Here is a 23,226-nt window from a genome sequence, read left to right as displayed (position 1 = left end):
TCATTTTAATTTCGCTTTAATTTCGCTTTAATTCCCTCAGGGTAGGTTTGACCAAACATTACACAAATGGTCATGATACCTTTAAGATTCAATACCTTTTTAGGCTGCACACTGCTCATTTTCTTTACAGCAACAGCTTCAGCACAGGTAACAGATTCAATTAAACTAAGTCTGCAGGATGCCGAAAGTCTTTTTGTAAAGAGCAACTACCAGCTAATTGCCCAGCAATACCAAACAGATCAGGCAAAAGCCGATGTGATAACCGCCCGCTTATTCGACAATCCGGAAATCAGTTACGAAAATCTTTTGTACAACAAGGAAACCAAAAGATTTCTGGAAACCAGTAAGGCTACCGGTCAGTATCAAGCCTCTTTATCTCAAATGATTAAGCTTGCCGGCAAACGCAATAAAAATATTAAACTGGCTACCACCGGTGTTAAACTGGCCGAGTACGAATATTTTGATCTGATGCGCACCTTGCGGTACACGCTTAGCTCAACCTTCTATAAGATGTATTACGACCAGCAATCGGCCAAAGTATATCAGGAGCAGATTAATTCTCTGGAACTTTTATTAAATGCCAATGAACAGCAGTTAAAAATGGGAAATGTGGCTATGAAGGACGTCATAAGAATTAAGTCTCTGCTATATAGTTTGCAAGGAGAATACAACAGTCTGCTTAACGACATTGAAGATCTGCAAACTCAGATTAAACTGATGACAAATATTAAGCCTGATGCCAATCTTGTGCTTGTAGTTTCGGCAGCAGAGGAACAAAATTATCAACCTGATAAAAAGCCATATACCAGTTTACTGGATACTGCAATGAACAACCGTGCTGATCTTCAGCTCGCAAAAACAGGGATCATGTTTGCACAAAACAACCTGAGGTTGCAAAAGGCCAATGCCATTCCTGATGTGGAACTCTCTCTTGTTTATGACCTTAAGGGTTCCTATCCCGACAATTATACCGGCTTAGGCATAAAACTTCCAATTCCATTGTTTAACCGGAATCAGGGTGAAATAAAAAAGGCAAAAATTGCAATTGATGCAAGTAATTCTAAGCTCGATCAGCAGGAAGCAACTTTGTCCAATGAAGTATACAACAGTTATACATCGGCTTTAAGAACTGAAAAATTATACCGTGGCTTCGATAGTAATTTCAATGCTGATTTTGACAAATTGATTGTTGAAGTAATTAAAAATTTCAAAAACAGGAACATCAGCCTTATCGAATTTTTGGATTTCTACGACTCCTATAAAGCCAGCACACTTCAAATGAACACCTTAAAATACGAGCGCATGAACGCCAAGGAAGAAATCAATTTTGTTACCGGCTCAACTATTTTTAAATAACGCACACATGCAAAAAATCATTAAAACCATCAGTACACTCACCGCTCTTTCTGCTGTAATATTTCTGCAAAGCTGTTCAGAACAGCCCAAAGAAGCTCCAAAGGAAGAAAAATTTGTAATCACAGATTCCTTACTTAAAAGACTGGAAATAGATACTGTGCAAGGCGAAAATAATCAGGCAGACCTTAATTTTTCGGCAAAGATTACAGCTAACGAAGAGAATCTTTCAAAAATTTATCCTATGGTAAGCGGCCTGGTAAAAAACGTTCCGGCGAAGCTTGGAGATCGGGTAAGCAAAGGACAATTACTGGCCACCATGACCAGTGCAGAAATGGCAGGTTTTGATAAAGAAGCCATCAGCTCTTCAGCTGAATTAAGAAATGCACAACGTAGCGTAAAGCTTACGGAGGATATGTTTAAAAGTGGGCTAGCTTCTGAGAGAGATCTTGAACAGGCAAAAAACGACCTTCTGGTTAAAGAGGCCGAGGATAAAAGAAGCAGGTCTATTTTATCACTAAACGGAGGTAATAAAAATGGCACCTATGCCATAAAAGCACCAATATCTGGCTTTATAATAGATAAAAATGTAACCAGCAACATGCAGGTCAGGCCTGATAATAATGAGAACCTGTTTACAATAGCTGATCTTTCAAATGTATGGGCATTGATCAATATTTATGAGTCAGACATTTCCAAAATTAAAGAAGGCGATGAGGTAAACCTCTCTATTCTATCCTATCCTGATAAGCCATTTAAAGGCAAGATCAGTAAGATTTACAACATGCTGGATAATGACAGTAAAGTAATGAATGCACGGGTGGTAATAGATAATCCTGGCTATTTATTAAAGCCGGGAATGATGGCAACTGTACAAATTGCTACCAGGAATGGTGCAACCTTGCCGGTAGTAAGTACAGATTGCCTCATTTTTGACAACAATAAATACTACGTTCTGGTGCTTGATCCTATAAAAAAAGTACGCATACAGGAAATAGAAATAGGCAGAAAATTTGAAAACAAGGCTTATATCAGTAAAGGCCTTAATGCGGGAGATAGAGTTGTTGCCTCTAAACAACTTTTCCTGTACGACAGTTTGAGACCTCAGTAACCACTTAACTTACAGTAATGAATCAATTCATTAAGTCGATCATAAATTTTTCCCTTAAAAATAAATACTTTGTATTTTTTGCCACCTTTATTTTAGTGTTGGCGGGATATTTGAGTTTCAAGCACACCACCATTGAAGCTTTTCCGGATGTAACAAATACCAATATAACCATAATTACACAGTGGCCTGGCCGCAGTGCCGAAGAGGTTGAAAAGTTTGTTACCCGCCCACTCGAAATAGCTATGAACCCAACCGAGAAAAGAACAAGTATCCGTTCTTCTTCTTTGTTTGGATTATCAGTAGTTAAAATCACATTCGAAGACGATGTAGATTATCAATTTGCAAGGGTGCAGGTCAATAACCACCTTGATGAGGCCGACCTGCCTTCGGGTGCAAAGCCGGAAGTACAGCCCCCATACGGACCCACCGGAGAGATTTTCCGTTACACACTTAAGAGCGATAAGAAATCTGTAAGAGAACTAAAAACTTTGCAGGACTGGGTGGTACAGCGTGAGTTGCTATCAGTACCGGGTATAGCCGATGTGGTAAGCTTTGGCGGAGAAGTAAAAACCTACCAGATCACAGTTGATCCACAAAAATCATTACAATACGGAGTAACTGCTACTGAACTTTTCGAAGCTGTTTCTAAAAGCAACATTAATGTGGGTGGCGATGTGATTGAGCAAAGTGGACAAGCTTATGTGGTACGCGGAATTGGCGTTTTAAATAATATTGATGAGATCAAAAACATCATTATTGACAACTTTAATGGTACGCCGGTATATGTTAAAACCATTGCCGAGGTAACGGAATCGGCTCTGCCGAGATTAGGCCAGGTGGGCAGAGACCACGACCCTGATGTGGTTGAAGGGATTGTTGTAATGCGTAAGGGCGAAAACCCAAGTGAGGTAATCCGCAACCTTAAGGAAAAAATTAAGGAGGTAAATGAAACCATTTTACCAGGTGATGTAAAAATAAGCCCTTTCTATGACCGCGAGAATCTGGTAAATTTTGCCACACATACAGTAATGCACAACATGCTGGAGGGGATAATTTTTGTTACCCTGATCGTGTTTTTATTCATGGCCGATTGGAGAACTACACTGATCGTTTCGGTTATTATACCTCTGGCACTATTATTCGCTTTTATTTGCTTAAAACTAAAGGGAATGTCGGCCAACCTGCTTTCTATGGGTGCCATAGATTTTGGGATCATTATTGACGGTGCGGTAGTAATGGTAGAAGGGATTTTTGTGGCTCTGGATTATAATTCCCATAAAAACGGAACAGAGAAATTTAACCGGATGAGCAAGCTGGGCATCATTAAAAGAGCTTGTCTGGAGAATGGAAAGGGTATTTTCTTTGCCAAACTAATTATCATTACCGGCTTAATGCCAATCTTTACTTTCGAAAAGGTTGAAGGCAAAATGTTTTCGCCACTGGCATGGACCTTAAGTTTTGCATTACTGGGTGCCTTATTGTTAACTTTTACCCTGGTACCTGCAATGGCCAGTGTATTGCTCAGAAAAAACATTAAAGAAAAGCACAACATATTTTTAGAGTTCCTTGCAAAAGTGGTAATGCGGGTTTACACGGCATGCTTTAAAGCCAGAAAACTCGTGTTTGGCACCGCTATGGTTATACTTGTTGTTGGCCTGTTCAGTTTTAAATTTTTAGGAACAGAGTTTTTACCCACCCTTGATGAGGGTTCCATATATGTAAGGGCAAGTGCCCCCCTAAGCGTTTCACTTAATGAAACCAAAAAGCTTTCGAACGAAATGCGCAAGATATTTTTAAGCTTTGAAGAAGTTAAGCAAGTAATATCGCAAACCGGCAGGCCAAATGATGGCACCGATGCAACGGGATTTTACAACATGGAATTTCTGGTTGATATTTACCCCAAAGCAGAATGGAAACGCAAGCAAACCAAAGAGGAACTTGTGGAGCGTATGCAGGAAAAACTTAAAGGTTATCCGGGCATTAGTTTAAACTTTTCTCAGCCAATTTCTGATAACGTAGAAGAAGCGGTTTCAGGTGTAAAAGGGTCTATTGTAGTTAAAATGTTTGGAAACGACTATTCTTTTATTGAAAAGCATGAACAGGACATATATAATATTTTAAAAACAGTTGATGGTATTGAAGACCTGGGAATTCTTAGAAATCTTGGACAACCGGAATTACAGATAAACCTTGATCAAAGTAAAATGGCGCTATATGGCGTTAGAACAGAGGATGCAAACTCCATAATAGAGATGGCAATTGGCGGTAAGGCTGCTACACAAATTTATGAGGGAGAGCGCAAGTTTGATCTTCGGATCAGGTATCCTGAAGATTTCAGAAAAGACGAAGCTTCAATTGGTGCCTTAAGGATTCCTACCATTTCGGGTGCCAAAGTTCCGTTAAGTGAAATTTCGACTATCCGTAAAATTACCGGGCCAAGTATCATTTATCGTGATAAACATGAACGCTATGGGGCCATTAAATTCTCTATAAGAGGACGCGATATGGGTAGTGTAATTGCTGAGGCACAGGCAAAAGTAAAGGCTCAGATTAAGCTCCCTAAAGAATACAAACTGGAGTGGGCAGGTGATTTTGAAAACCAGCAAAGGGCTACCAGTCGCCTATCAGAGGCTGTTCCAATCAGTTTGCTGCTCATATTTTTTATCCTGTTTGTACTGTTTGGGAACATTAAAGATTCACTTCTGGTATTAAACAATGTACCGTTTGCAATGATTGGAGGGATACTTGCGTTACTGGCCACAGGAGTTAACTTTAATATTTCTGCCGGTATAGGGTTTATTGCGCTGTTTGGCATATGCGTACAAAATGGGGTAATCCTTATAACCCGATTTAAAAGCAATATGATAGAATTAAAGCATAGACCCGAGTGGACATTTGCTGATGCATTGAAAGATGGTATTGCCAGCAGAATGCGCCCCGTAATTATGACCGCTTTAATGGCTGCCATTGGTCTGATGCCGGCCGCATTATCAACAGGAATAGGTTCAGAGGCTTCCAAACCTCTGGCTATTGTAGTTATTGGCGGGTTAATAACCAATACATTATTTAACCTTTTTGTATACCCAATAGTTGTCTACTGGGCATACCAGAAAAAGGTTAAACATTTACATCTATCATCTGCTCCACAGAATTAATGCCTATAAGTCCGGTGCTTTATATAGTTGTACGCTTGAAAGTACCGGGCAGGCATTTGCATCCAGGATATTCACCCTGATCTTACTGGTTTTTACAGTAGGGAACACCAGGATTCTCTTGCGGCCAATGGTAGTTTGTGTATCTAGGGTTTTAAACTCAGACCCTTCCAAATACTCTACTGAGAAAGATTTTACTCTTTGTCCTAGTTTAATATACTCCTGAAGTACGATACGGTTAAGCTCAGTTTCTTTACCCAAATCTATGGTAATTACTGCATTTTTAACCTGATCATCAGTAGTCCAATAGGTTTCAGCATTTCCATCCGTTAAGTTTTGGGCAGCAAATTTTTTATCCTTTCCTCTGAAGCTGCTTGCTGTTACTTTTTTGCCTTTTGCAAGATCAGTTTTGTAGGCAGCATCAAGATATTTTTTGAATTCCATTAATCTGGTTGAATCTGTTGGATGAATCAAACCATCACGATTTACAGGAACATTTAGCAATAAGTTACTGTTCCTGCCAACAGAAGTATTGTAAATAGATTCAAGCTGATCAAGCGTTTTAACCTGATCATCGGTGCTGGCGCTGTAAAACCAACCCGGTCTGATAGATACATCAACCTCAGCCGGGATCCAATATTTACCATTTTCATTACCTGTATTAAGCACTTTACCTTCAGGCGCTGCAGCCCCTACCCCAAAACCATCTGTGTTTAAGGTCGACCAGTTGGTTTCACCTGCAACACCTCTTTCATTCCCCATCCAGCGAATATCAGGGCCAATATCACTAAATATTACTGCCTGTGGTTGGTTTTTACGCACTACACTATAAAACTTAGGCCAGTCGTACACCTGCTTTTTCTCGCCACCATTTGCTCCATCAAACCATTGTTCAAAAACACTTCCATAATTGCTTAATACCTCATTAAGAGTATTTGCAAATACATCATTATATTTAGGAGTACCATACTCAGGGTGATTACGATCCCACGGAGATAAATAAACTCCGAATTTTAGTCCATATTCTTTACAAGCTGCAGATAGCTCTTTTAGCACATCTCCCTTACCATCTTTCCAGGCACTTTCTCTAACAGTATGTGTACTGAATTTACTTGGCCAAAGGCAAAAACCATCGTGATGTTTAGCTGTAATGATAATGGCCTTCATACCGGCATTTTTTGCAGTACGGGCCCATTGGCGGGCATCAAGTTTTTTAGGGTTAAATACTTTTGGGTCTTCATCGCCATGCCCCCACTCTTTATCTGTAAAAGTATTTGGTCCAAAATGGATAAACATATAGTACTCCATTTGTTGCCAGGCATATTGATTCTTGTTTGGTACTGCACCATAAGGCTTAGGTGCTGCTACGGAGGATTGCGCATAACTGTTTGCAGTAAACAATAATGAGCACAATGCCGCTGCTGAATAGGTTTTTATTAGTTTCATCGTGTATGGTTAATTACGAACTTTAAAAATGCAATTTATGCATTGCTAAAAATTCTATGTAATTGTCATTAAAATAAATGATTTTGGCAAATCTTAAAACTTATCAACCAACAAAATGTTATTGTTTTATCGTTGCCAATAAAATGAGCCATCTAATGAAAACACATGAAACTAATTTAAAACTACGGTCGGGAAAATTCTCTATCGAGAAGCATCATTACGAAAATATAGGTCTTACAGAACGTATGGTTTCCGTACTGCTAAGTGGCATACTGATGACCAGAGGTATCAGAAGGCCGCTTAGAGCGCAATTTTTATACGGTGCCTACCTGGCATACAGAGGCTTTACCGGACGATGTTTCTTATACGAAAAGCTTGGCATTGATGGCAATAAACCAAGGGCTATAAATATTAGAGGCGAATTTGAAATTGACAGACCTGCGCACGAAGTATACGCTTATTGGCGTGATTTAAACAACCTTCCGGGAAGTATTAAACACTTGCTAAATGTTGAGGTTATTGACGAAAGCCTCTCTCATTGGAAAAGTAATGTAATGGGAAATTTATTCTCTATTGACTGGGATGCAGAAATTATTAAAGATGAGCCGAACCGGTTAATTGGATGGAAATCTTCTCCAAGCTCTTTAATAAGCCATGTTGGCCGGGTTAAATTTACTGAAACAGCAGATAAGTCAGGGACTATATTGAAGGTGGTTCTATCTTATCATCCTCCTATTGGAGGGGTTGGCATTGGTTTGGCCAGATTGTTAAATCCTTATTTTGAGAGTTTATTAAAAAAGGAAATCAGAAGTTTTAAACATACAATAGAAAACAAGGTTCCGATATATGCTAACGGAACCCTGTAAAAGTACATTTAGTTATTAAGCAGCAACACTGCCTGCGCCCAAATAGGCTACAATGCCAAGAAGGAAAGAGATAATATAAAGACCTAGTATGGTAATGGTAATGATACCCCAAAACTTAAAAAATGATTTCATTTTGCTCATTGCCTCACTTAACGCTGGCTGATCTCCATATAACACTGCCTGCTTTGCCGAATTGGCATATTTAAACATCAATAAGCTTGGGTAAAAATAAAGTAAAGCCGATAATAGGAAAACTACTGTAAGAAAACCACCTCCAAGGGCTGCCCAGGGATTGTTGGCCGCACCTACCTTGCCATTCATTGTACTTATAAGCGCCTCGGCGCTAAATGAAAACAGAATCATAATTCCTGTTACTACAAATCCTACAATAGATAGAAATTTGGTCCACTTTGCGGTTTCGTATATATAACTGCGGATGTCTTCAGTAACTGTCAGTAATACCTCATCTTGTTCTTGAGGGTCATTCTGCGTTGTTTCTTCAGGATTTTCTTCTTCAAAATATTCCATGTTTAATTGTATTGTTTTTTAAAGGGCTTTTAGCTTGCCTAAACATAAAGAATATTTTTAAAAAATTGATACCTTTGCGGCAAATCAAGAAAAAAACATACATGGCATTACAATGTGGTATAGTTGGTTTACCAAATGTTGGAAAATCTACTTTATTTAACTGTTTATCTAACGCAAAAGCTCAGGCCGCTAACTTTCCTTTCTGTACTATCGAACCAAATATTGGTGTTATTACAGTTCCCGATGATAGGTTAACTAAACTTGCAGAACTCGTAAATCCTAACAGGATTGTACCAAATACAATAGAAATTGTAGATATCGCGGGTTTGGTTAAAGGTGCCTCAAAAGGCGAAGGTCTTGGTAATCAATTCCTGGGTAACATTAGGGCAACAAACGCTATCATACACGTTCTACGTTGCTTTGATGATGGAAATGTAATTCACGTTGATGGATCTGTAGACCCTATCCGTGATAAAGAAATTATTGACACAGAATTACAGCTTAAGGATTTGGATACTGTTACAAAACGTATCCAAAAGGTCGAAAAAATGGCTAAAACTGATAAAGATGCCAAAAGAACTTTTGATATCCTTAGCGTTATAAAAACTCATATCGAGAGTGGTAAATCAGTGCGTTCTGCGGCTGTTTCTGCTGAAGATTTTGAATTTATTCAGGATTTAGGCTTACTTACCCAAAAGCCTGTAATGTATGTTTGTAACGTAGATGAGAATTCGGTAATAAACGGTAATGCTTATGTTGACCGTGTTAAAGAAGCAGTAAAAGATGAAAATGCTGAGGTATTGGTGATCTCTGCTAAAATTGAATCTGAAATTGCTGAACTTGAAAGTTATGAAGAGCGTCAGGAATTTCTTGCCGATCTTGGTTTAACTGAATCAGGTGTAAATAAATTGATCCGCGCTGCTTACAGGTTACTAGACCTATATACTTACTTTACCGCAGGTGTACAGGAAGTAAGAGCATGGACCATTACTAAAGGTTTCACTGCACCTCAGGCAGCTGGTGTAATCCATACAGATTTTGAAAAAGGATTTATCCGTGCAGAGGTAATTAAATATAACGACTTTGTAACACTAGGTTCTGAAAACGCATGTAAAGATGCCGGAAAACTAGGTGTTGAAGGAAAAACCTATGTTGTTGAAGACGGAGATATTATGCACTTCCGTTTTAACGTATAATCTTAATTAGTAAAGAGGCAAAAAGCTTACTATTCTGAGACTGGAATAAATGCGCTGAAGAAGCGCAATGATTCCTAGGTCTCTTCATAGTAAGCTTTTTTATTTCCAAATTATGCATCATGCCTCCACAAAATCGGTCTTCTAAGAAAAGACCGATTTTGTCCTTTATAACAGCACTCCCGTAAGAAACAGCACCGCTACAGAAAAATAGATAATTAATCCTGTTACATCCACTAAAGTGGCTACAAATGGTGCCGATGAAGTAGCAGGGTCAGCTCCAAGCTTCTTGAGCAATAACGGAAGCATTGATCCCGCAAGTGAACCCCATAATACCACCCCTACTAAAGCTACCCCAACTGTAATACCTATAAGGAGCCAATGCGGGCCATACATATCAGTAAAGAAGGTCCATGCAAAGATCCTTAAGAATCCTATAGTACCCAGTACCAACCCCAGCATTAAGCCAGAAATGATTTCCCTTCGCATAACCCTCCACCAATCACCAATGGTGATCTCACCAAGGGCCATTGCCTGAATAATCAATGTAGAAGCCTGAGAACCACTATTTCCACCACTCGAAATAATCAGGGGAACAAACATGGCCAATATAACTGCCTTAGCAATATCATCTTCAAAATGTGCCATTGCAGTAGCTGTGAGCATCTCTCCTAGAAAAAGTACAACAAGCCATCCAATCCTTCTTTTAAATAAACCAAGAATAGGCATATCTAAATAAGGTTCATCTAATGCTTGGGTACCCCCAATTTTATGCATATCCTCAGTATACTCCTCGTTGGCTATCCATAAAATATCATCAACTGTTACTATACCAAGCAGTACATTATTATCATCAACAACCGGTAATGCTACCCTGTTATTCATCCTAAAGGTGTTAATGGCTTCTTCCTGATGGTCACTAGCTTTTAAAGCAATCAATCGCTGATCTGTAAGATCACCAATTTTTGCTTCAGGATCGGCCAATAGTATTTCCCTTATTCTGATGTCATCTAATAACACCCCATCCTTATCAATCACATAAACCACATCAATGGTCTCAGAGTTTTTTCCATAACGTCTGATGTGCGAAAGTACACGGGCTACTGTCCAATACTTTTTAACTGCAACATAGTCGGGAGTCATCAACCTACCCACACTATCTTCCTCATAACCCAGAAGCGAGAGTGCTTCAACCCTATCTTTGGCAGGTAAAAGGATAATTAACTTTTTAACTGCATCACCTTTAAGCTCACTAAAAAGCGAAGTACGGTCATCAGGAGGAAGCAAATTGATTAGCTCAGCTAACTTATTACCCGGAAGCTTTTTAATGATCCTTTCCTGGGTAGGAAAATCAAGAATACGGAATACATTTACCGCCCTGTTAACAGATAAAGTCTCAATAAATTTTACTGCATACTGGGGGACTTCGTCTATCAGATGTTCTACATCTGAAATATTCAGATCATCTAAATAAGCCTTTAATTGTGTATCGTCCTGGAGCTCTATAAGCTTTACGATTTCTTCAACAACTACCTCTTCCATATGCACTAAATTCTTTACATGATTTTCACTGTTTTTACGGGTGCAAAAATGCCTTTTTATTTTTAAAAAAGGCATTTATAATCAGAAAAATATTTGAATTAAAATAGGGCTCTGCAGAGCCTGGAAGCTTAGTTAACAAGGCCACCCATTATTGTTGCCCTTATTCTCCAAAATTTTTCTAAATTTAGTAGACCAAATTTAATCACCCTAATCCTCCCCTCTAATGAACCTAAATTTTATTGATTTAAGTACGTCTCCCCCATCCGGCTAGTTTATTTTATAGATAATAATAGCCTCTTAAGTTTTGCATTTCACTAAAACAATATGCTCTCCAAAATGGAGATTATGTGTTTTTGGTAAGTCATACGCATGCAGACTTAACAAAAATTTAATCTGTTTATAAATTTTCTGCAATACTATTTGTTTCTTTTTGCAGATCAAAATGATGTAGATGCACGAGATAGATGATCATGACATTCTTATTGATCTAATAGCTGGTTGTGATAAAGCATTTTCAACTGTTTATCACACCTACCAAAACCAGGCTTATACCTATTTATTCCGCCGTACCGGATCGGTTACCTTTGCCGAAGAATTGGTTCAGTTAAGCTTCATTAAACTTTGGAAAAATGCAACTGCATTAAACCCTACTATAGCTTTAAATATACAGCTATTTAGAATTTGCAGAACTGTAATGATCGATGAAATCAGACGGTTGGCAGTACGTAAAAATACCGAAATGGGCTACATTGATGTTGTTGGAGAACCCGCAGCAAATAATGATGCATTGGTAAAACAACTTAAAGACGATATCCACTCCGCAATTTCAGCATTGCCCCCGGCAAGAAAAAAGATTTTTCAGCTAAGCCGAATCGAAGGGTATTCCCATAAAGAAATTGCACAAATGATGTCAATCTCTACAAGTACAGTTGAAGATCATATTGGAAAAGCCTTAAAACTACTTCGGAGAAAATTAAAGGACAGCATTTATTTTTTTCTGTTCTAAGCCAATATTAACTAAAAGTAATGTTACCTGAATATTAATAACATTAAATTTATGTAAACAGCAGGGGCAAAGCATTTTGGATGCGTATTAGTAGTATAAATGCGATCAAAATGGACAAGCAACTGCTTCAAAAATTCCTCAATCAACAATGCAGCCCTCAGGAGGCAGAATATGTACATAACTGCCTTCGGCAAGATCCCGACCTATTGTCTCGCCTGCTTCCCGACGAAGAATGGGCAGAAGCAGGTCGCGACCTCTTATTAATGCCAAATGCAGAAACTGTTTTTAAACGCATTAAACCTAATAAAACACTTTGGCGGTATAAATTTAATTGGGGATCTGTTGCTGCTGTACTGGCTTACGCTGTGCTCACATTGCTTACTGTAAAATACATTATTCCTACAGAAAACAGACCACAGCTCTCCTATCAGCATACCACACCAGAAAGTAAGCAGATTATTGTAAAAAATTCAGGTTCAACAGTTCAGGTAATTAACTTAAAAGACGGCTCAATTGTTAAACTAAGCCCAAATAGCACCCTTCAATATCCGCAACCTTTTCCTGCAACTCAACGAAATCTGATTTTGCAGGGCGAAGCTACCTTTGATGTAGCGCACGATAGCACCCGCCCTTTTACAGTTACCGGCCAAGGCATCAATACAACCGCTTTGGGTACCTCGTTCCGTGTGCGTGCTTTTAAAGCAACTAACGTAGAAGTACAACTATTTAAAGGAAAAATAAGAATTGCAAAGGCTACCGGTTCCTCAAAAACATCCTTTAATCAAGTAATCCTCTATCCTGGGCAGCAGTTCTGTTACGCAGCCGGAAAAGTAAAAATTACTCAGTTTGAGCAAAGTATAAGGCAGCACTTACTAATTAAAAAACCAAAACCAATGGCTACCGAAAGCCCTGCTCCTTTGGTTGGTGGTGTGCTAGAGTTTGATAAAACACCTTTAACACAAGTTTGTAAAGAGCTATCTGAGCGATACAACCAGGCCATAAACTGCGAAAAAGTACAAAAGCCAATTCTTTTAACGGGGCAGTTTAATGGAACAGATAAGCTGAAAGAGATACTGAACAAAATTGCATTGTTAAATAACCTGACAATAGCCCAGCTTCCAGATGGCTCTTACCTGATTACTGAAGAAAAATAACAAATCATCACATACATAAAACTATAAGAATCTACTCTAAACAACAAAATCATGCAATTAAAAATTACTCTTCTTTTTAAACGTTTTAGCAGGAGGCTTCTATTGCTTTTGCTGGCGTTCAGTATCACTTCTCTTGGCTTTGCCCAGGTAAGTCCCGGAGGCAAAGTCACCGGATCAATTAATGACGAAAAAGGCCTTCCACTAGTTGGCGTTTCTGTTATGGCTGTTAATGAATCTACCCAGCTTAAAAAAACCACCTCAAGCGATAATAAAGGGCTTTTTACTTTTACTGATCTGCCAGCAGGCAAGGGATATTCATTTGTAATTAGCTATGTAGGCTTTCGCACTCAGAATTTAAAAAACTATGAAGTTAAAACAGGTGAACAGATATCATTAATAGTAAAAATGCTCGAAGATCAGAGCGACCTGAACGAAGTAGTTGTGGTTGGTTATGGCACCCAGAAAAAGGTAAACCTTACCGGTGCTGTTGCCACTGTAAACGCCAAAACTCTAGAAGACAGACCAATAGCTAACATAACCCAGGGCTTACAAGGTGCTGTTCCTAATTTAAATATCTCTTTTGGTGATGGCAGGCCGGGATCGGAAGGAAAAATTAACGTACGTGGTTATACTTCAATTAACAGCGGCGGTAGCGGTGGAGGCCCTCTGGTACTGGTTGATGGTGTTCCGGGGGCAATAAATAACCTTAACCCTAAAGATATAGCAAGCATCTCTGTACTAAAAGATGCCTCTTCGGCTGCCATTTATGGCGCCCGTGCTGCTTTCGGTGTAGTTTTAGTAACCACCAAAAATGGAAAAAAAGGCAGAACCACAATCACCTACAGCAACAACTTTGGCTTTACAGATCCAACTACAAGTACGGATTTTATGACCGATGCCTATGATGCTGCAAAAATGAACGACGAGGCATTTATCCGTGCAGTAGGTAATTCATATACCGGCTATACAGACGAGGATTACGCCTATCTGTTAAAACGCAGAACTGATAAAAGCCTTCCTGATTATATTATTGACAACAGAAAAGGTAAAGATCAATATGTTTACTATGGCGATACGGATTGGTGGCATACCATTTTCCGCGACAGGCAAACAAGCATGGACCATTCACTATCAGTATCCGGAGGAAGTGAAAATACAGATTTCCTATTCTCAGGACGTATGTATCAGAAAAATGGGATGATGCAAATAAATCAGGATAAGTATAAATCCTACAACTTGCGGGCTAAAATAAATACCAAAGTAAACAAGTGGCTAACTATTGGCAACAACCTTCAGTTTAATACTTCTAACTATGATTATCCGGGATGGGGCGTTAATGCAAATTTTGTTTCAGTATCGGTACATGCCCTACCTTCCTATTTGCCAAAAAATCCTGATGGTACAGCAACCTACCGTACAGAACTTAATAACTATACCATTGGTGATGGTCTTTTTGCAGATCTGTTACACGGCAAATCAAAAGGAAATGAAAAAGAATATGAATTTATTAACCTATTCAACGTAACCGCTCATTTAGCCGAAGGATTAGAACTAAAAGGTAACTACACTTATAACTTTAAACCATCAGGCGTATGGGCGCGCAGAGCACAGGCACCATGGTCAATATACCCGGGTGTTATCAGCCAGTTTGGCTTTGATCAGTTTTCAGAAACCAATTACACCAGGCAATCGCACGTGGTAAATATTTTTGGAGATTACACTAAAACTTTGGGTAAGCACACCTTTAAAGCACTATTGGGCTACAATCAGGAATTAAATACCTACAAAAGAGTTTTTGCACAAAGAAATGATCTGATATCGCAGGACCTTAACGATCTTGATCTGGGATCGGGTGATGTTTTTGCTACAGGAAATGCCAACGAATATGCATTACTAGGTGGATTCTTCAGGCTAAATTACGATTACGAAGGCAAATATCTTTTAGAAGTAAACGGACGTTACGATGGTACTTCTAAATTCCCTCCAGGAAAGCGCTTTGGCTTTTTCCCTTCTGTTTCAGCAGGATGGAGAATCAGTCAGGAGAAATTCTTTCCACTTAAAGGAATCGTCGATGAGTTGAAATTCAGAGGATCTTATGGCTCGCTGGGCAACCAACAGGAAGCTGCAGAATATGGCTACATACCACTATTATCCAGAGGAACTACAGATTATATAACCGATGGCAAAAAAACCGAATACCTATCTTCTCCAACCCCTATTTCGCCTAACCTAACCTGGGAACGCGCAACTTCAGTAAACTTTGGGGTAGATGCCGGATTTTTGGACAATCGCTTAACCGCAACCTTTGATTACTATGTCCGCAATACTTTTGACATGCTAACTGCCGGCAAAACAGTATCTGCAGTTTTCGGAGCTGGCTCACCAAAACAAAATGCAGCCGATTTAAGAAGTAAGGGTTGGGAACTTGCCTTAAACTGGACACAGAATGGCACATTGGCCGGAAAACCTTTAAACTGGAACATCGGTGTTGGCTTATCGGATTATACCGCTGAGATTACCAGGTTTGACAACCCAAACAACCTTTTAAACAACTACTATGTAGGGCAACAGATAGGCGAAATTTGGGGTTACCGTGTAGATGGTTTCTTCAAAACAGATGAAGAAGCGCAAGCCTATAAAATAAACCAGAATTATGTAAACCAACAGCGCTTAAAGGCACCCGGAAACTGGGCTAAGCTATCAGCAGGAGATTTAAAATTCCTTGATATAAACGGAGATGGAATTGTAAACAACGGAAAAAACACATTAGCTGATCATGGAGATTTAGAAGTAATTGGCAATTCACTACCACGTTATTCTTATGGCATTAATGCCGGAATTAACTGGGGTAATTTCGATATCTCGGCCATGTTTCAGGGAATAGGTAAACAGCAATGGTACCCAGGAAATAATGCTGACAAATTCTGGGGACCTTTTTCCCGTCCTTATTACTCTTTTGTTGACAAAGATTTTCTTAAAGATGTTTGGACTCCAGAAAATCCAAATGCTTATTTCCCTAAGCTAAGAGGATACGAGGCATTAAACGACAGAGGAGAACTGAATGTAAAAAATGACAGGTATTTACAAGATTTGGCATACATCAGATTAAAAAACTTAACCGTTGGCTTTAGCTTACCGGAAACCGTATTGAAAAAGATAAAACTTTCAAAAGTTAGAGTGTACTTAAGTGGCGAGAACCTATTTACTTTCACCAAACTACGTTCAAACTATATTGACCCTGAGCAGGCTGCCGGCGATTATAACAACTCTACTGTAGATGCAAACGCAAGAGTATATCCTTTCAGTAAAGTTTATTCTTTCGGTTTAGATGTATCCTTCTAATTTTTAACAATACTAAGATGAAAAATATAAAAATATCAATAATTGCTGTTTGTATACTATTAACGGCATGTAAAAAGGATTTTCTTGACAGGCAGCCTTTGGCTCAAATCTCGCCTGATGCCTTTTTCAGAACAGAAAGCGACCTAAAACTTTATACCAACTCTTTTTACACTGCTATCCCATCTGCAGAGGGTATTTATAATGAGGCGGTAGACAATGTTGTAAAATCTGATCTTGGTGAGCTGATCACCGGAAACCGTACCGTGCCTGTTTCGGGAGGTGGCTGGACATGGACTGAACTTAGAAAAATCAACTATTTCCTGGAAAACTATGATAATATTATGCCAGCCGAAGCCGGCAAAAAATATGCAGCTATTGCAAGGTTTTTTAGGGCATACTTTTATTTCGACAAGGTTTCCAGGTTTGGTGATGTGCCCTGGTACTCAAAAACCATTGCCTTTGAAGACGAAGAAACCTTAAAAAAAGCAAGAACACCAAGAACTCAGGTTATGGATTCGGTACTTGCCGATCTGGATTTTGCTATTGCCAATGCCGATGAAGGCAAAAATGTTGAAAGGGTAACAAAATGGACTGCTTTGGCATTAAAATCAAGAATATGCCTTTTTGAAGGAACATTCAGAAAATACCATACAGAATTTAAGCTTCCTGATGCAGAACGTTTCCTGCGCGAGTCTGTTTCAGCATCAGATAAATTAATGTCAACCGGCCCGTATAGCATATACAAATCAACCCCAGAAAAATCTTATCTGGATCTGTTTGCATCAAAGGCAGCTATAGACCAGGAGATAATTTTAACCAGACGTTTTAGCACTGCGCTACAGGTTTGGCATAACTTAAATTATTATACCATTACCGCATCATATGGCAGACCAGGTTTAAACAAAAGTCTTGTAAATACCTATTTAATGAAAGACGGAAGCAGATTTACTGATAAGCCTGATTTTAACAAGATCCAGTTCTTTGAAGAGGTACAAAATCGTGATCCACGGTTGTCGCAAACCATCCGTACACCGGGATATACCCGTATAGGAAATACCAAAATTTTAGTACCCGAATTTACTGCGTCAACCACAGGTTATCAGGTTATTAAATATGTAACAAGCGAGGCAAACGACTCGTTCAATAAATCTGATAATGATATGCCAATCTTTAGAATGGCCGAAGTGCTGTTAAATTATGCTGAAGCAAAAGCTGAACTTGGCGAAGCTGCCCAACCAGATATAGATCGTTCAATTAAGCTGTTACGTGACAGGGTTGCAATGCCGAATTTAAATATTGTTACAGCAAATGCTAATCCTGATGCTTATCTTGCTTCGCAATACCAAAACGTAAATGGAGGGAACAAAGGTTTGATCCTGGAAATTAGACGTGAGCGCAGAATTGAGCTGGTAATGGAAAGCTTACGATGGAATGATTTGATGAGATGGAAAGAAGGTCACTTAAATGCACAACCATACGTGGGTATGTATTTTCCGGGGCTTGGCAAATATGATCTGGACAAAAACGGAACCACAGATGTGGAGATTTATACCGGTACCAAACCTACAGGATCAGGGATACAGTTCTTAAAATTAGGAAGCGAGATTATCCTTGAAAACAACACCAATGGAGGCAATGTATTGGTAAATCCGAGCACTCCCAAAACCTTTCGCGAGGACAGAGATTATTTATTTCCAATTCCGATACAAGAGCTTCAGCTAAATGAAAACCTCACACAAAATCCTAATTGGGAATAAATGAATCAATTTATAAACACATATATGAAAAAATACCTAAAACATCTGGCTGTAATTCTAGCCCTAAGTAACTGCGCCATGATTGCGACTGCAAGTACCGCAATCAAAAAAGCAGACTCTTTAAAAGTAATGACCTACAACATTCATCATGCAAACCCTCCGGCTCAGGCGGGCGTGATAGATCTTCAGGCCATAGCCGATGTAATTAAAAGTCAGTCGCCTGATCTGGTAGCTTTGCAGGAACTTGATGTATTAACCCCGCGCAGCGGCAATGTTGATCAGGTGAAAAAACTGGCAGAATTAACGGGAATGTATAGTTACTTTTCAAAAGGAATAGATTATGATGGAGGCGAATACGGTGTTGCCATACTATCTAAATTTAAAATCAACAAAACTGAGCGTTTTCCTCTTCCTTTTAAAGAAGGGCTGCAAGCAGAACAACGCTCATTGGCAATAGTAAATGTTACTTTGCCTAATGGAAGCAAACTTGATTTTGCCTGCACCCATCTTGACCTTAAAGATGAGCATCGCCTATTGCAAGTGGCCGAAATAAACAAAGTATTGGGGAACAGAAAAAATGAGGTTATTTTGGCTGGCGACCTTAACCTTACAGCTTCAAACCCTGCAATGGCCATACTGGAGAAGCATTTTACCCGCAGCTGTGAGCAAAACTGCGCACCAACAATTCCGGATGTAAATCCGGATAAGGAGATTGATTTTATCCTTCTAAAAAAGAAAAGTAAACTTAAGGTAGCATCTCATAAGGTTATAAATGATATTCATGCCTCAGATCATCTTCCGTTGGTAGTTACCTATACCAAATAAGAAGTTTTATAAAACAGAAAGGGCCTGCATAATGCGGGCCCTTTCTGTTTTTACTATTTGATTTTACTGGTATCAAGTTCCCAATCATCGGTTCTAAATGGAGCAACAGGTAAGCCTCCTTTACTAAAAAGATTACCTAACCCTGTATTGCTAAACTGGTAGCGTACAGCAGCCGGTGCCTTTACCTGCTTACTAGAAACAAAGATTTTATTGCCCTTAATTTTAACCGTTGCAGGATAAAATACTTTATCCGCTCCTGCTATAAAAATTTCTTTAGGTTTGTCTCCTTTTAGCATTAATCCAGTTTCTTCTGCATAATCAAAATCAATCACAGCGTTGTTCCCGCTGGCATTGAAAGATTTATAAAGCGGACTATTATACGAGTCTTTTTTTAATCCGTAAGTTTCGGCCAAAGCCAAATTGGCTAAACGCAGGCCTACATCCTTCTTATTGGTTGGGTGGATGTTCAGTGTATCGGTAACTAAATCAGAAACTACCACCATTCCGGTTTTTTCTGTGGCAAGGTTTTTAGTTTGGGCCTCTCTTAATAAGGCAGCAATATTGTAAGTATCGTACTTATATGGGGCTATTTGCACATAATAAAATGGGAAATTATTATCCCATGCCTTGCGCCAGGCACCTATCATTGTATTCATTAATTGAGTGTAGCTCGATGCGGTTCCGGTATTACTTTCGCCCTGGTACCAGATTGCACCTGCTATGTTATAATTAACAAGCGGAGCAATCATAGCATTATAAGCATAACCCGAAGCAACAGGCCACCATGGAGCAGGTGTTTTTTTTGCTGCGGCTTCTTTTAAAACTGCATTACCTTCAACTAAATTTTCGGGTGTCCAAACCTCGGCCGGTGTACCACCCCAATTACTGCTTATTAGTCCTATCGGCACATTCAAATCCTTATTCAGCTCTTTCCCAAAATAATAACCCACAGCACTAAATGATTTTAAAGTGTTGCTATCGCAAGCCACCCAGCTACCCTCGGTATTATCCTGTGGTGTTGTTGAAGTTGTTTTAGCTACTTTGAATAACTTGATATTTAGCTTGCTGAGTTGCGAAAATTCATCTTTAACACTGGCAAGCCCGTTGTTGTAGCTCCACTCCATATTCGATTGCCCGCTGCATACCCAAACCTCACCAATAAATATATTTTCGAGAGTAATTTTGTTTTCACCTTCAAGAACAATGTTGTAAGGGCCACCAGCTTGTGGTGTTGAGATGCTTATTAGCCATCTTGCATTTCCATCAGTTAAGGCCTCTATAGTTTTGTTATCCCATGAAGTAGTAATCTTTACCTTTTCGCCGGGCGATCCCCAGCCCCATAGCTTGGTGGTCGATTTCTGTTGTAATACCATATTGCTACCCAATATATTTGGCAAACGGATATTGGCATGTAGCGCAAAAGCGAGAAAAGAAAAGGTAAGGAATAACAGATATTTTTTCATTTGGTTATATTTTGAACAGTTTAAAAGCTGATTGGTTTGTTGATAAGCTTAAAGATGCAATTATTTTTAAGAAAGAGACTGCAAATATTTTCTCCCTGCCTCCATTTATCCATTACTTGTAAGTAAAATTTTGGTTCGACAGTTAAATTTATTTGGAGCCGTTTTGGGAGGTTCAGGTCCTTCGGGCCTGGCGCCATTTTGGTTCGCTACATATTCGACTCTGGTCGAACGAGGGCCGTACCAAACCCGTATTAGCATGCTTCCGAAAACGACTATATTATATGCCGAAAAATGTGTATTTCCCAAATCCGGCACCAGGCCAAATTCCATTCAATTTCTTTACTTATTTATTCTATAATTAAATATAAAAGAAATTTAAATGCGCATTTGTGCTTTACAACAGTAATTAACGCATTATGCGTAATAGTACATATTATGCACTTTTTATGGTTTTAAAATGATAGACCTTTCAAAAACAATTTCGAGAAGACTCTTTGGAATCCACCAAAGAGCCGCTCACCAAATTTAACTACCTAAATTGTTTTCTTGCAATGCTAATAACCAATTTTCCAACTTGCATTGCTTAAGAAACCGAGCCACAAAACTAACACCCCCTGCCTTTATGTTGCTGTACCCACATTACCAGAAACTGACACTTTATTACCCATTATTTAGTTGCTTTAAATGATTTATAACTAAGCTTACTACTCTATGCTGATTTAGAGAATCTTTTGAATTTTAGCCTATATTTGGGTTCAGAATCGTCTCGATTTGTACAACATTCTTGAAGTTAAATTACATGCGAAAAATAAATTTTGGGGTTCTTACTATTAAAGATATTGCCAAAGCATTAAATGTCTCCGTATCATCAGTATCCAAAGCCCTTAAGGATAGTCATGAGATTAGTGAGAAAACAAGGAAACTAATTCAGGATTACGCTAAAAAGCATAACTTTCAACCAAATCCGATGGCCCAAAGCCTAAGGCATGGCAATAGCAGATCTATTGGGATTGTGGTGCCGGAAATTGACAATCCTTTCTTCTCTCAGGTCATTAATGGAATTGAGTCTATTGCAAATAAGAAACAGTATAATATCAGCATTTCACAAACACATGAGTCATACGAGGTTGAAAAAAGGAATATTCAACATTTAACAACACGTGCAATTACAGGTCTTCTGATTTCCTTATCGGCCGAGACTAAAAACATAGATCATATAAAGGCACTGCACGTTCAGGGATTGCCGATTGTTTTTTTTGACCGCGTAAATGAAGAAATTAATACACATAAAGTAGTGGTTAACAATTTTCAGGGAGCTTATGATGGCACCACTGAACTTATTAAATCAGGCTATAAAAGAATTGCACATATTACCAGTTCACGAAATTCTTTTGTTACCTCTGAAAGGCTTAAAGGCTACAGGGCGGCACTAAAGGAAAACAATATTAAGCCGCAGGCAGCTTATGTTAAATATTGTGCACATAGTGGCAGGGAGCCGGATGAAATAGGGACTGCAATAGATGAATTGCTAAAAACAGACAACAAGCCGGACGCAATATTTACCGCATCAGACAGGATAACCACCACAACACTGTCTATGCTTAATAAAAGGGGAATTTCTATCCCTAATGAAATGGCATTGCTTGGCTTTACAAATACTCAGTTTGCCAGTGATCTTAATCCTTCATTGAGCACTGTTTTTCAACCTGGTTTTGAGATGGGCGAACGGGCCATGGAAATGCTAATTGGCATTATTGAGAGTAAGCGTCCGATAGAAGAATTTCAGACTACAGAGTTACCCGCAATTGTAATTGGCCGGAATTCATCTTTACCAATCATTAGTTTACCGTAAATACTGATGTTAATTCGTCACAAATTCATCCAAATTTTCATATCTTAGCGCCCCGCTCCCGTAGTTTAATGGATAGAATGCGTGGTTCCGGTCCTCGTGATAGGGGTTCGAATCCCTTCGGGAGCACAGTAAAAAGCCTTAGATTTCTCTAAGGCTTTTTTTGATACACACTATCGGCTACAGCATCTAACCATACTGTTTCGCCTTTTTCCCTTCCGGTTATTGCTACTTGAATAAATTTGGTATCTGAACTTGCGCCATGCCAGTGAGGGATATTTGCGGGACATTTTATTGCATCACCTTTGCGAAGGATTTTTTTGGGTTGTCCTTTTTCCTGATAATAACCAATGCCATCTATGGCCAATAATATTTGTCCGGCCGGATGGGTATGCCATTTGCTTCGGGCTCCTGCCTCAAAAGTTACGCTACCAACAGAATTCTGGTTCAGGGTATCAGCCTGAATTAAGTTTTCAAGCCATACGGTTCCGGTAAAATTATCATTGGTTATCTTTTTCCCTTTTGCAAAAACAGTTGAATTTTGCAATTCAGATGTTTGTTTCGTTTCATTTTTCTGAGTACAAGAAAATGAAACTACCCCAATGAGCAGTAGTATAGCTATATTTTTAAAGTTCATAG

General features: G+C 39.0%; 16 protein-coding genes and 1 tRNA gene. 12 read left to right on the top strand and 5 right to left on the bottom strand.

Annotation, left to right across the window (positions count from 1 at the left end; translation table 11 throughout):
* Window positions 1-72 precede the first annotated feature (72 nt).
* From CPT03_RS01120 to CPT03_RS01110, 3 genes are read left to right on the top strand one after another with little or no spacing between them, the layout of a single operon-like run.
* A complete protein-coding gene (locus CPT03_RS01120) occupies window positions 73-1,356 on the top strand; it encodes a TolC family protein (protein WP_245869935.1) in 1,284 nt (427 codons plus the stop codon).
* 7 nt (window positions 1,357-1,363) lie between these two features.
* Entirely contained in the window at window positions 1,364-2,464 is a 1,101-nt protein-coding gene (locus CPT03_RS01115; RefSeq protein ID WP_099437117.1) for an efflux RND transporter periplasmic adaptor subunit, read from the top strand.
* Between the two features lie 17 nt (window positions 2,465-2,481).
* Window positions 2,482-5,619: an efflux RND transporter permease subunit gene (locus CPT03_RS01110; protein ID WP_099437116.1), complete on the top strand. Its 3,138-nt coding sequence runs from the start codon at window positions 2,482-2,484 to the stop codon at window positions 5,617-5,619.
* Window positions 5,620-5,622: 3 nt separating this feature from the next.
* On the opposite strand, the gene CPT03_RS01105 is transcribed toward CPT03_RS01110, so the two are convergent.
* The gene (locus CPT03_RS01105) at window positions 5,623-7,062 is read right to left on the bottom strand and encodes an alpha-L-fucosidase (RefSeq protein ID WP_099437115.1); all 1,440 of its coding nucleotides are present in this window, start codon (window positions 7,060-7,062) and stop codon (window positions 5,623-5,625) included.
* 155 nt (window positions 7,063-7,217) lie between these two features.
* Between CPT03_RS01105 and CPT03_RS01100 the strand changes: the two genes are divergently transcribed.
* Entirely contained in the window at window positions 7,218-7,928 is a 711-nt protein-coding gene (locus CPT03_RS01100; RefSeq protein WP_099440962.1) for an SRPBCC family protein, read from the top strand.
* 15 nt (window positions 7,929-7,943) lie between these two features.
* On the opposite strand, the gene CPT03_RS01095 is transcribed toward CPT03_RS01100, so the two are convergent.
* Window positions 7,944-8,456 carry a DUF5362 family protein gene (locus tag CPT03_RS01095; protein ID WP_099437114.1) on the bottom strand — a complete coding sequence of 171 codons (513 nt, stop codon included), beginning with the start codon at window positions 8,454-8,456 and terminating at the stop codon, window positions 7,944-7,946.
* 101 nt (window positions 8,457-8,557) lie between these two features.
* On the opposite strand from CPT03_RS01095, the gene ychF reads away from it, so the two are divergent.
* Window positions 8,558-9,652, top strand: coding sequence for a redox-regulated ATPase YchF (ychF, locus tag CPT03_RS01090; protein WP_099437113.1), 1,095 nt, complete (start codon window positions 8,558-8,560; stop codon window positions 9,650-9,652).
* Window positions 9,653-9,817: 165 nt separating this feature from the next.
* Here the strand turns inward: ychF and mgtE are convergent, their stop codons facing one another.
* Entirely contained in the window at window positions 9,818-11,191 is a 1,374-nt protein-coding gene (gene mgtE, locus CPT03_RS01085) for a magnesium transporter (RefSeq protein ID WP_099440961.1), read from the bottom strand.
* A gap of 451 nt (window positions 11,192-11,642) precedes the next feature.
* On the opposite strand from mgtE, the gene CPT03_RS01080 reads away from it, so the two are divergent.
* The 5 genes from CPT03_RS01080 to CPT03_RS01060 all read left to right on the top strand — a co-directional run bounded on the left by CPT03_RS01080 (window position 11,643) and on the right by CPT03_RS01060 (window position 19,275).
* The gene (locus CPT03_RS01080; RefSeq protein WP_099437112.1) at window positions 11,643-12,197 is read left to right on the top strand and encodes an RNA polymerase sigma factor; all 555 of its coding nucleotides are present in this window, start codon (window positions 11,643-11,645) and stop codon (window positions 12,195-12,197) included.
* Between the two features lie 110 nt (window positions 12,198-12,307).
* On the top strand, window positions 12,308-13,351 hold the full coding sequence (locus tag CPT03_RS01075) for a FecR family protein (protein ID WP_172954119.1): 1,044 nt from the start codon (window positions 12,308-12,310) through the stop codon (window positions 13,349-13,351).
* Window positions 13,352-13,402: 51 nt separating this feature from the next.
* Window positions 13,403-16,693 (top strand): SusC/RagA family TonB-linked outer membrane protein, encoded by a 3,291-nt coding sequence (locus CPT03_RS01070; protein ID WP_099437110.1) that lies wholly within the window; start codon window positions 13,403-13,405, stop codon window positions 16,691-16,693.
* 17 nt (window positions 16,694-16,710) lie between these two features.
* Entirely contained in the window at window positions 16,711-18,450 is a 1,740-nt protein-coding gene (locus CPT03_RS01065) for a RagB/SusD family nutrient uptake outer membrane protein (RefSeq protein WP_099437109.1), read from the top strand.
* A gap of 24 nt (window positions 18,451-18,474) precedes the next feature.
* A complete protein-coding gene (locus tag CPT03_RS01060) occupies window positions 18,475-19,275 on the top strand; it encodes an endonuclease/exonuclease/phosphatase family protein (protein WP_157766312.1) in 801 nt (266 codons plus the stop codon).
* A 53-nt stretch (window positions 19,276-19,328) separates the two neighbouring features.
* Here CPT03_RS01060 and CPT03_RS01055 read toward each other — a convergent pair whose 3' ends face one another.
* Window positions 19,329-20,738 carry a sialate O-acetylesterase gene (locus tag CPT03_RS01055; protein ID WP_099437107.1) on the bottom strand — a complete coding sequence of 470 codons (1,410 nt, stop codon included), beginning with the start codon at window positions 20,736-20,738 and terminating at the stop codon, window positions 19,329-19,331.
* A gap of 799 nt (window positions 20,739-21,537) precedes the next feature.
* On the opposite strand from CPT03_RS01055, the gene CPT03_RS01045 reads away from it, so the two are divergent.
* Both CPT03_RS01045 and CPT03_RS01040 read left to right on the top strand, forming a co-directional pair.
* The gene (locus CPT03_RS01045; protein ID WP_099437105.1) at window positions 21,538-22,590 is read left to right on the top strand and encodes a LacI family DNA-binding transcriptional regulator; all 1,053 of its coding nucleotides are present in this window, start codon (window positions 21,538-21,540) and stop codon (window positions 22,588-22,590) included.
* 54 nt (window positions 22,591-22,644) lie between these two features.
* Window positions 22,645-22,716 (top strand) — tRNA-Arg (locus CPT03_RS01040).
* A gap of 22 nt (window positions 22,717-22,738) precedes the next feature.
* Here the strand turns inward: CPT03_RS01040 and CPT03_RS01035 are convergent.
* On the bottom strand, window positions 22,739-23,224 hold the full coding sequence (locus tag CPT03_RS01035; protein ID WP_245869934.1) for a cupin domain-containing protein: 486 nt from the start codon (window positions 23,222-23,224) through the stop codon (window positions 22,739-22,741).
* Window positions 23,225-23,226 lie beyond the last annotated feature (2 nt).

Origin of the sequence: Pedobacter ginsengisoli (assembly GCF_002736205.1) — a bacterium.
Taxonomy (GTDB): Bacteria; Bacteroidota; Bacteroidia; order Sphingobacteriales; family Sphingobacteriaceae; genus Pedobacter; species Pedobacter ginsengisoli_A.
Note: the sequence above shows the minus strand (reverse complement) of the source record. Positions and strands in the feature narration are given on the sequence as shown.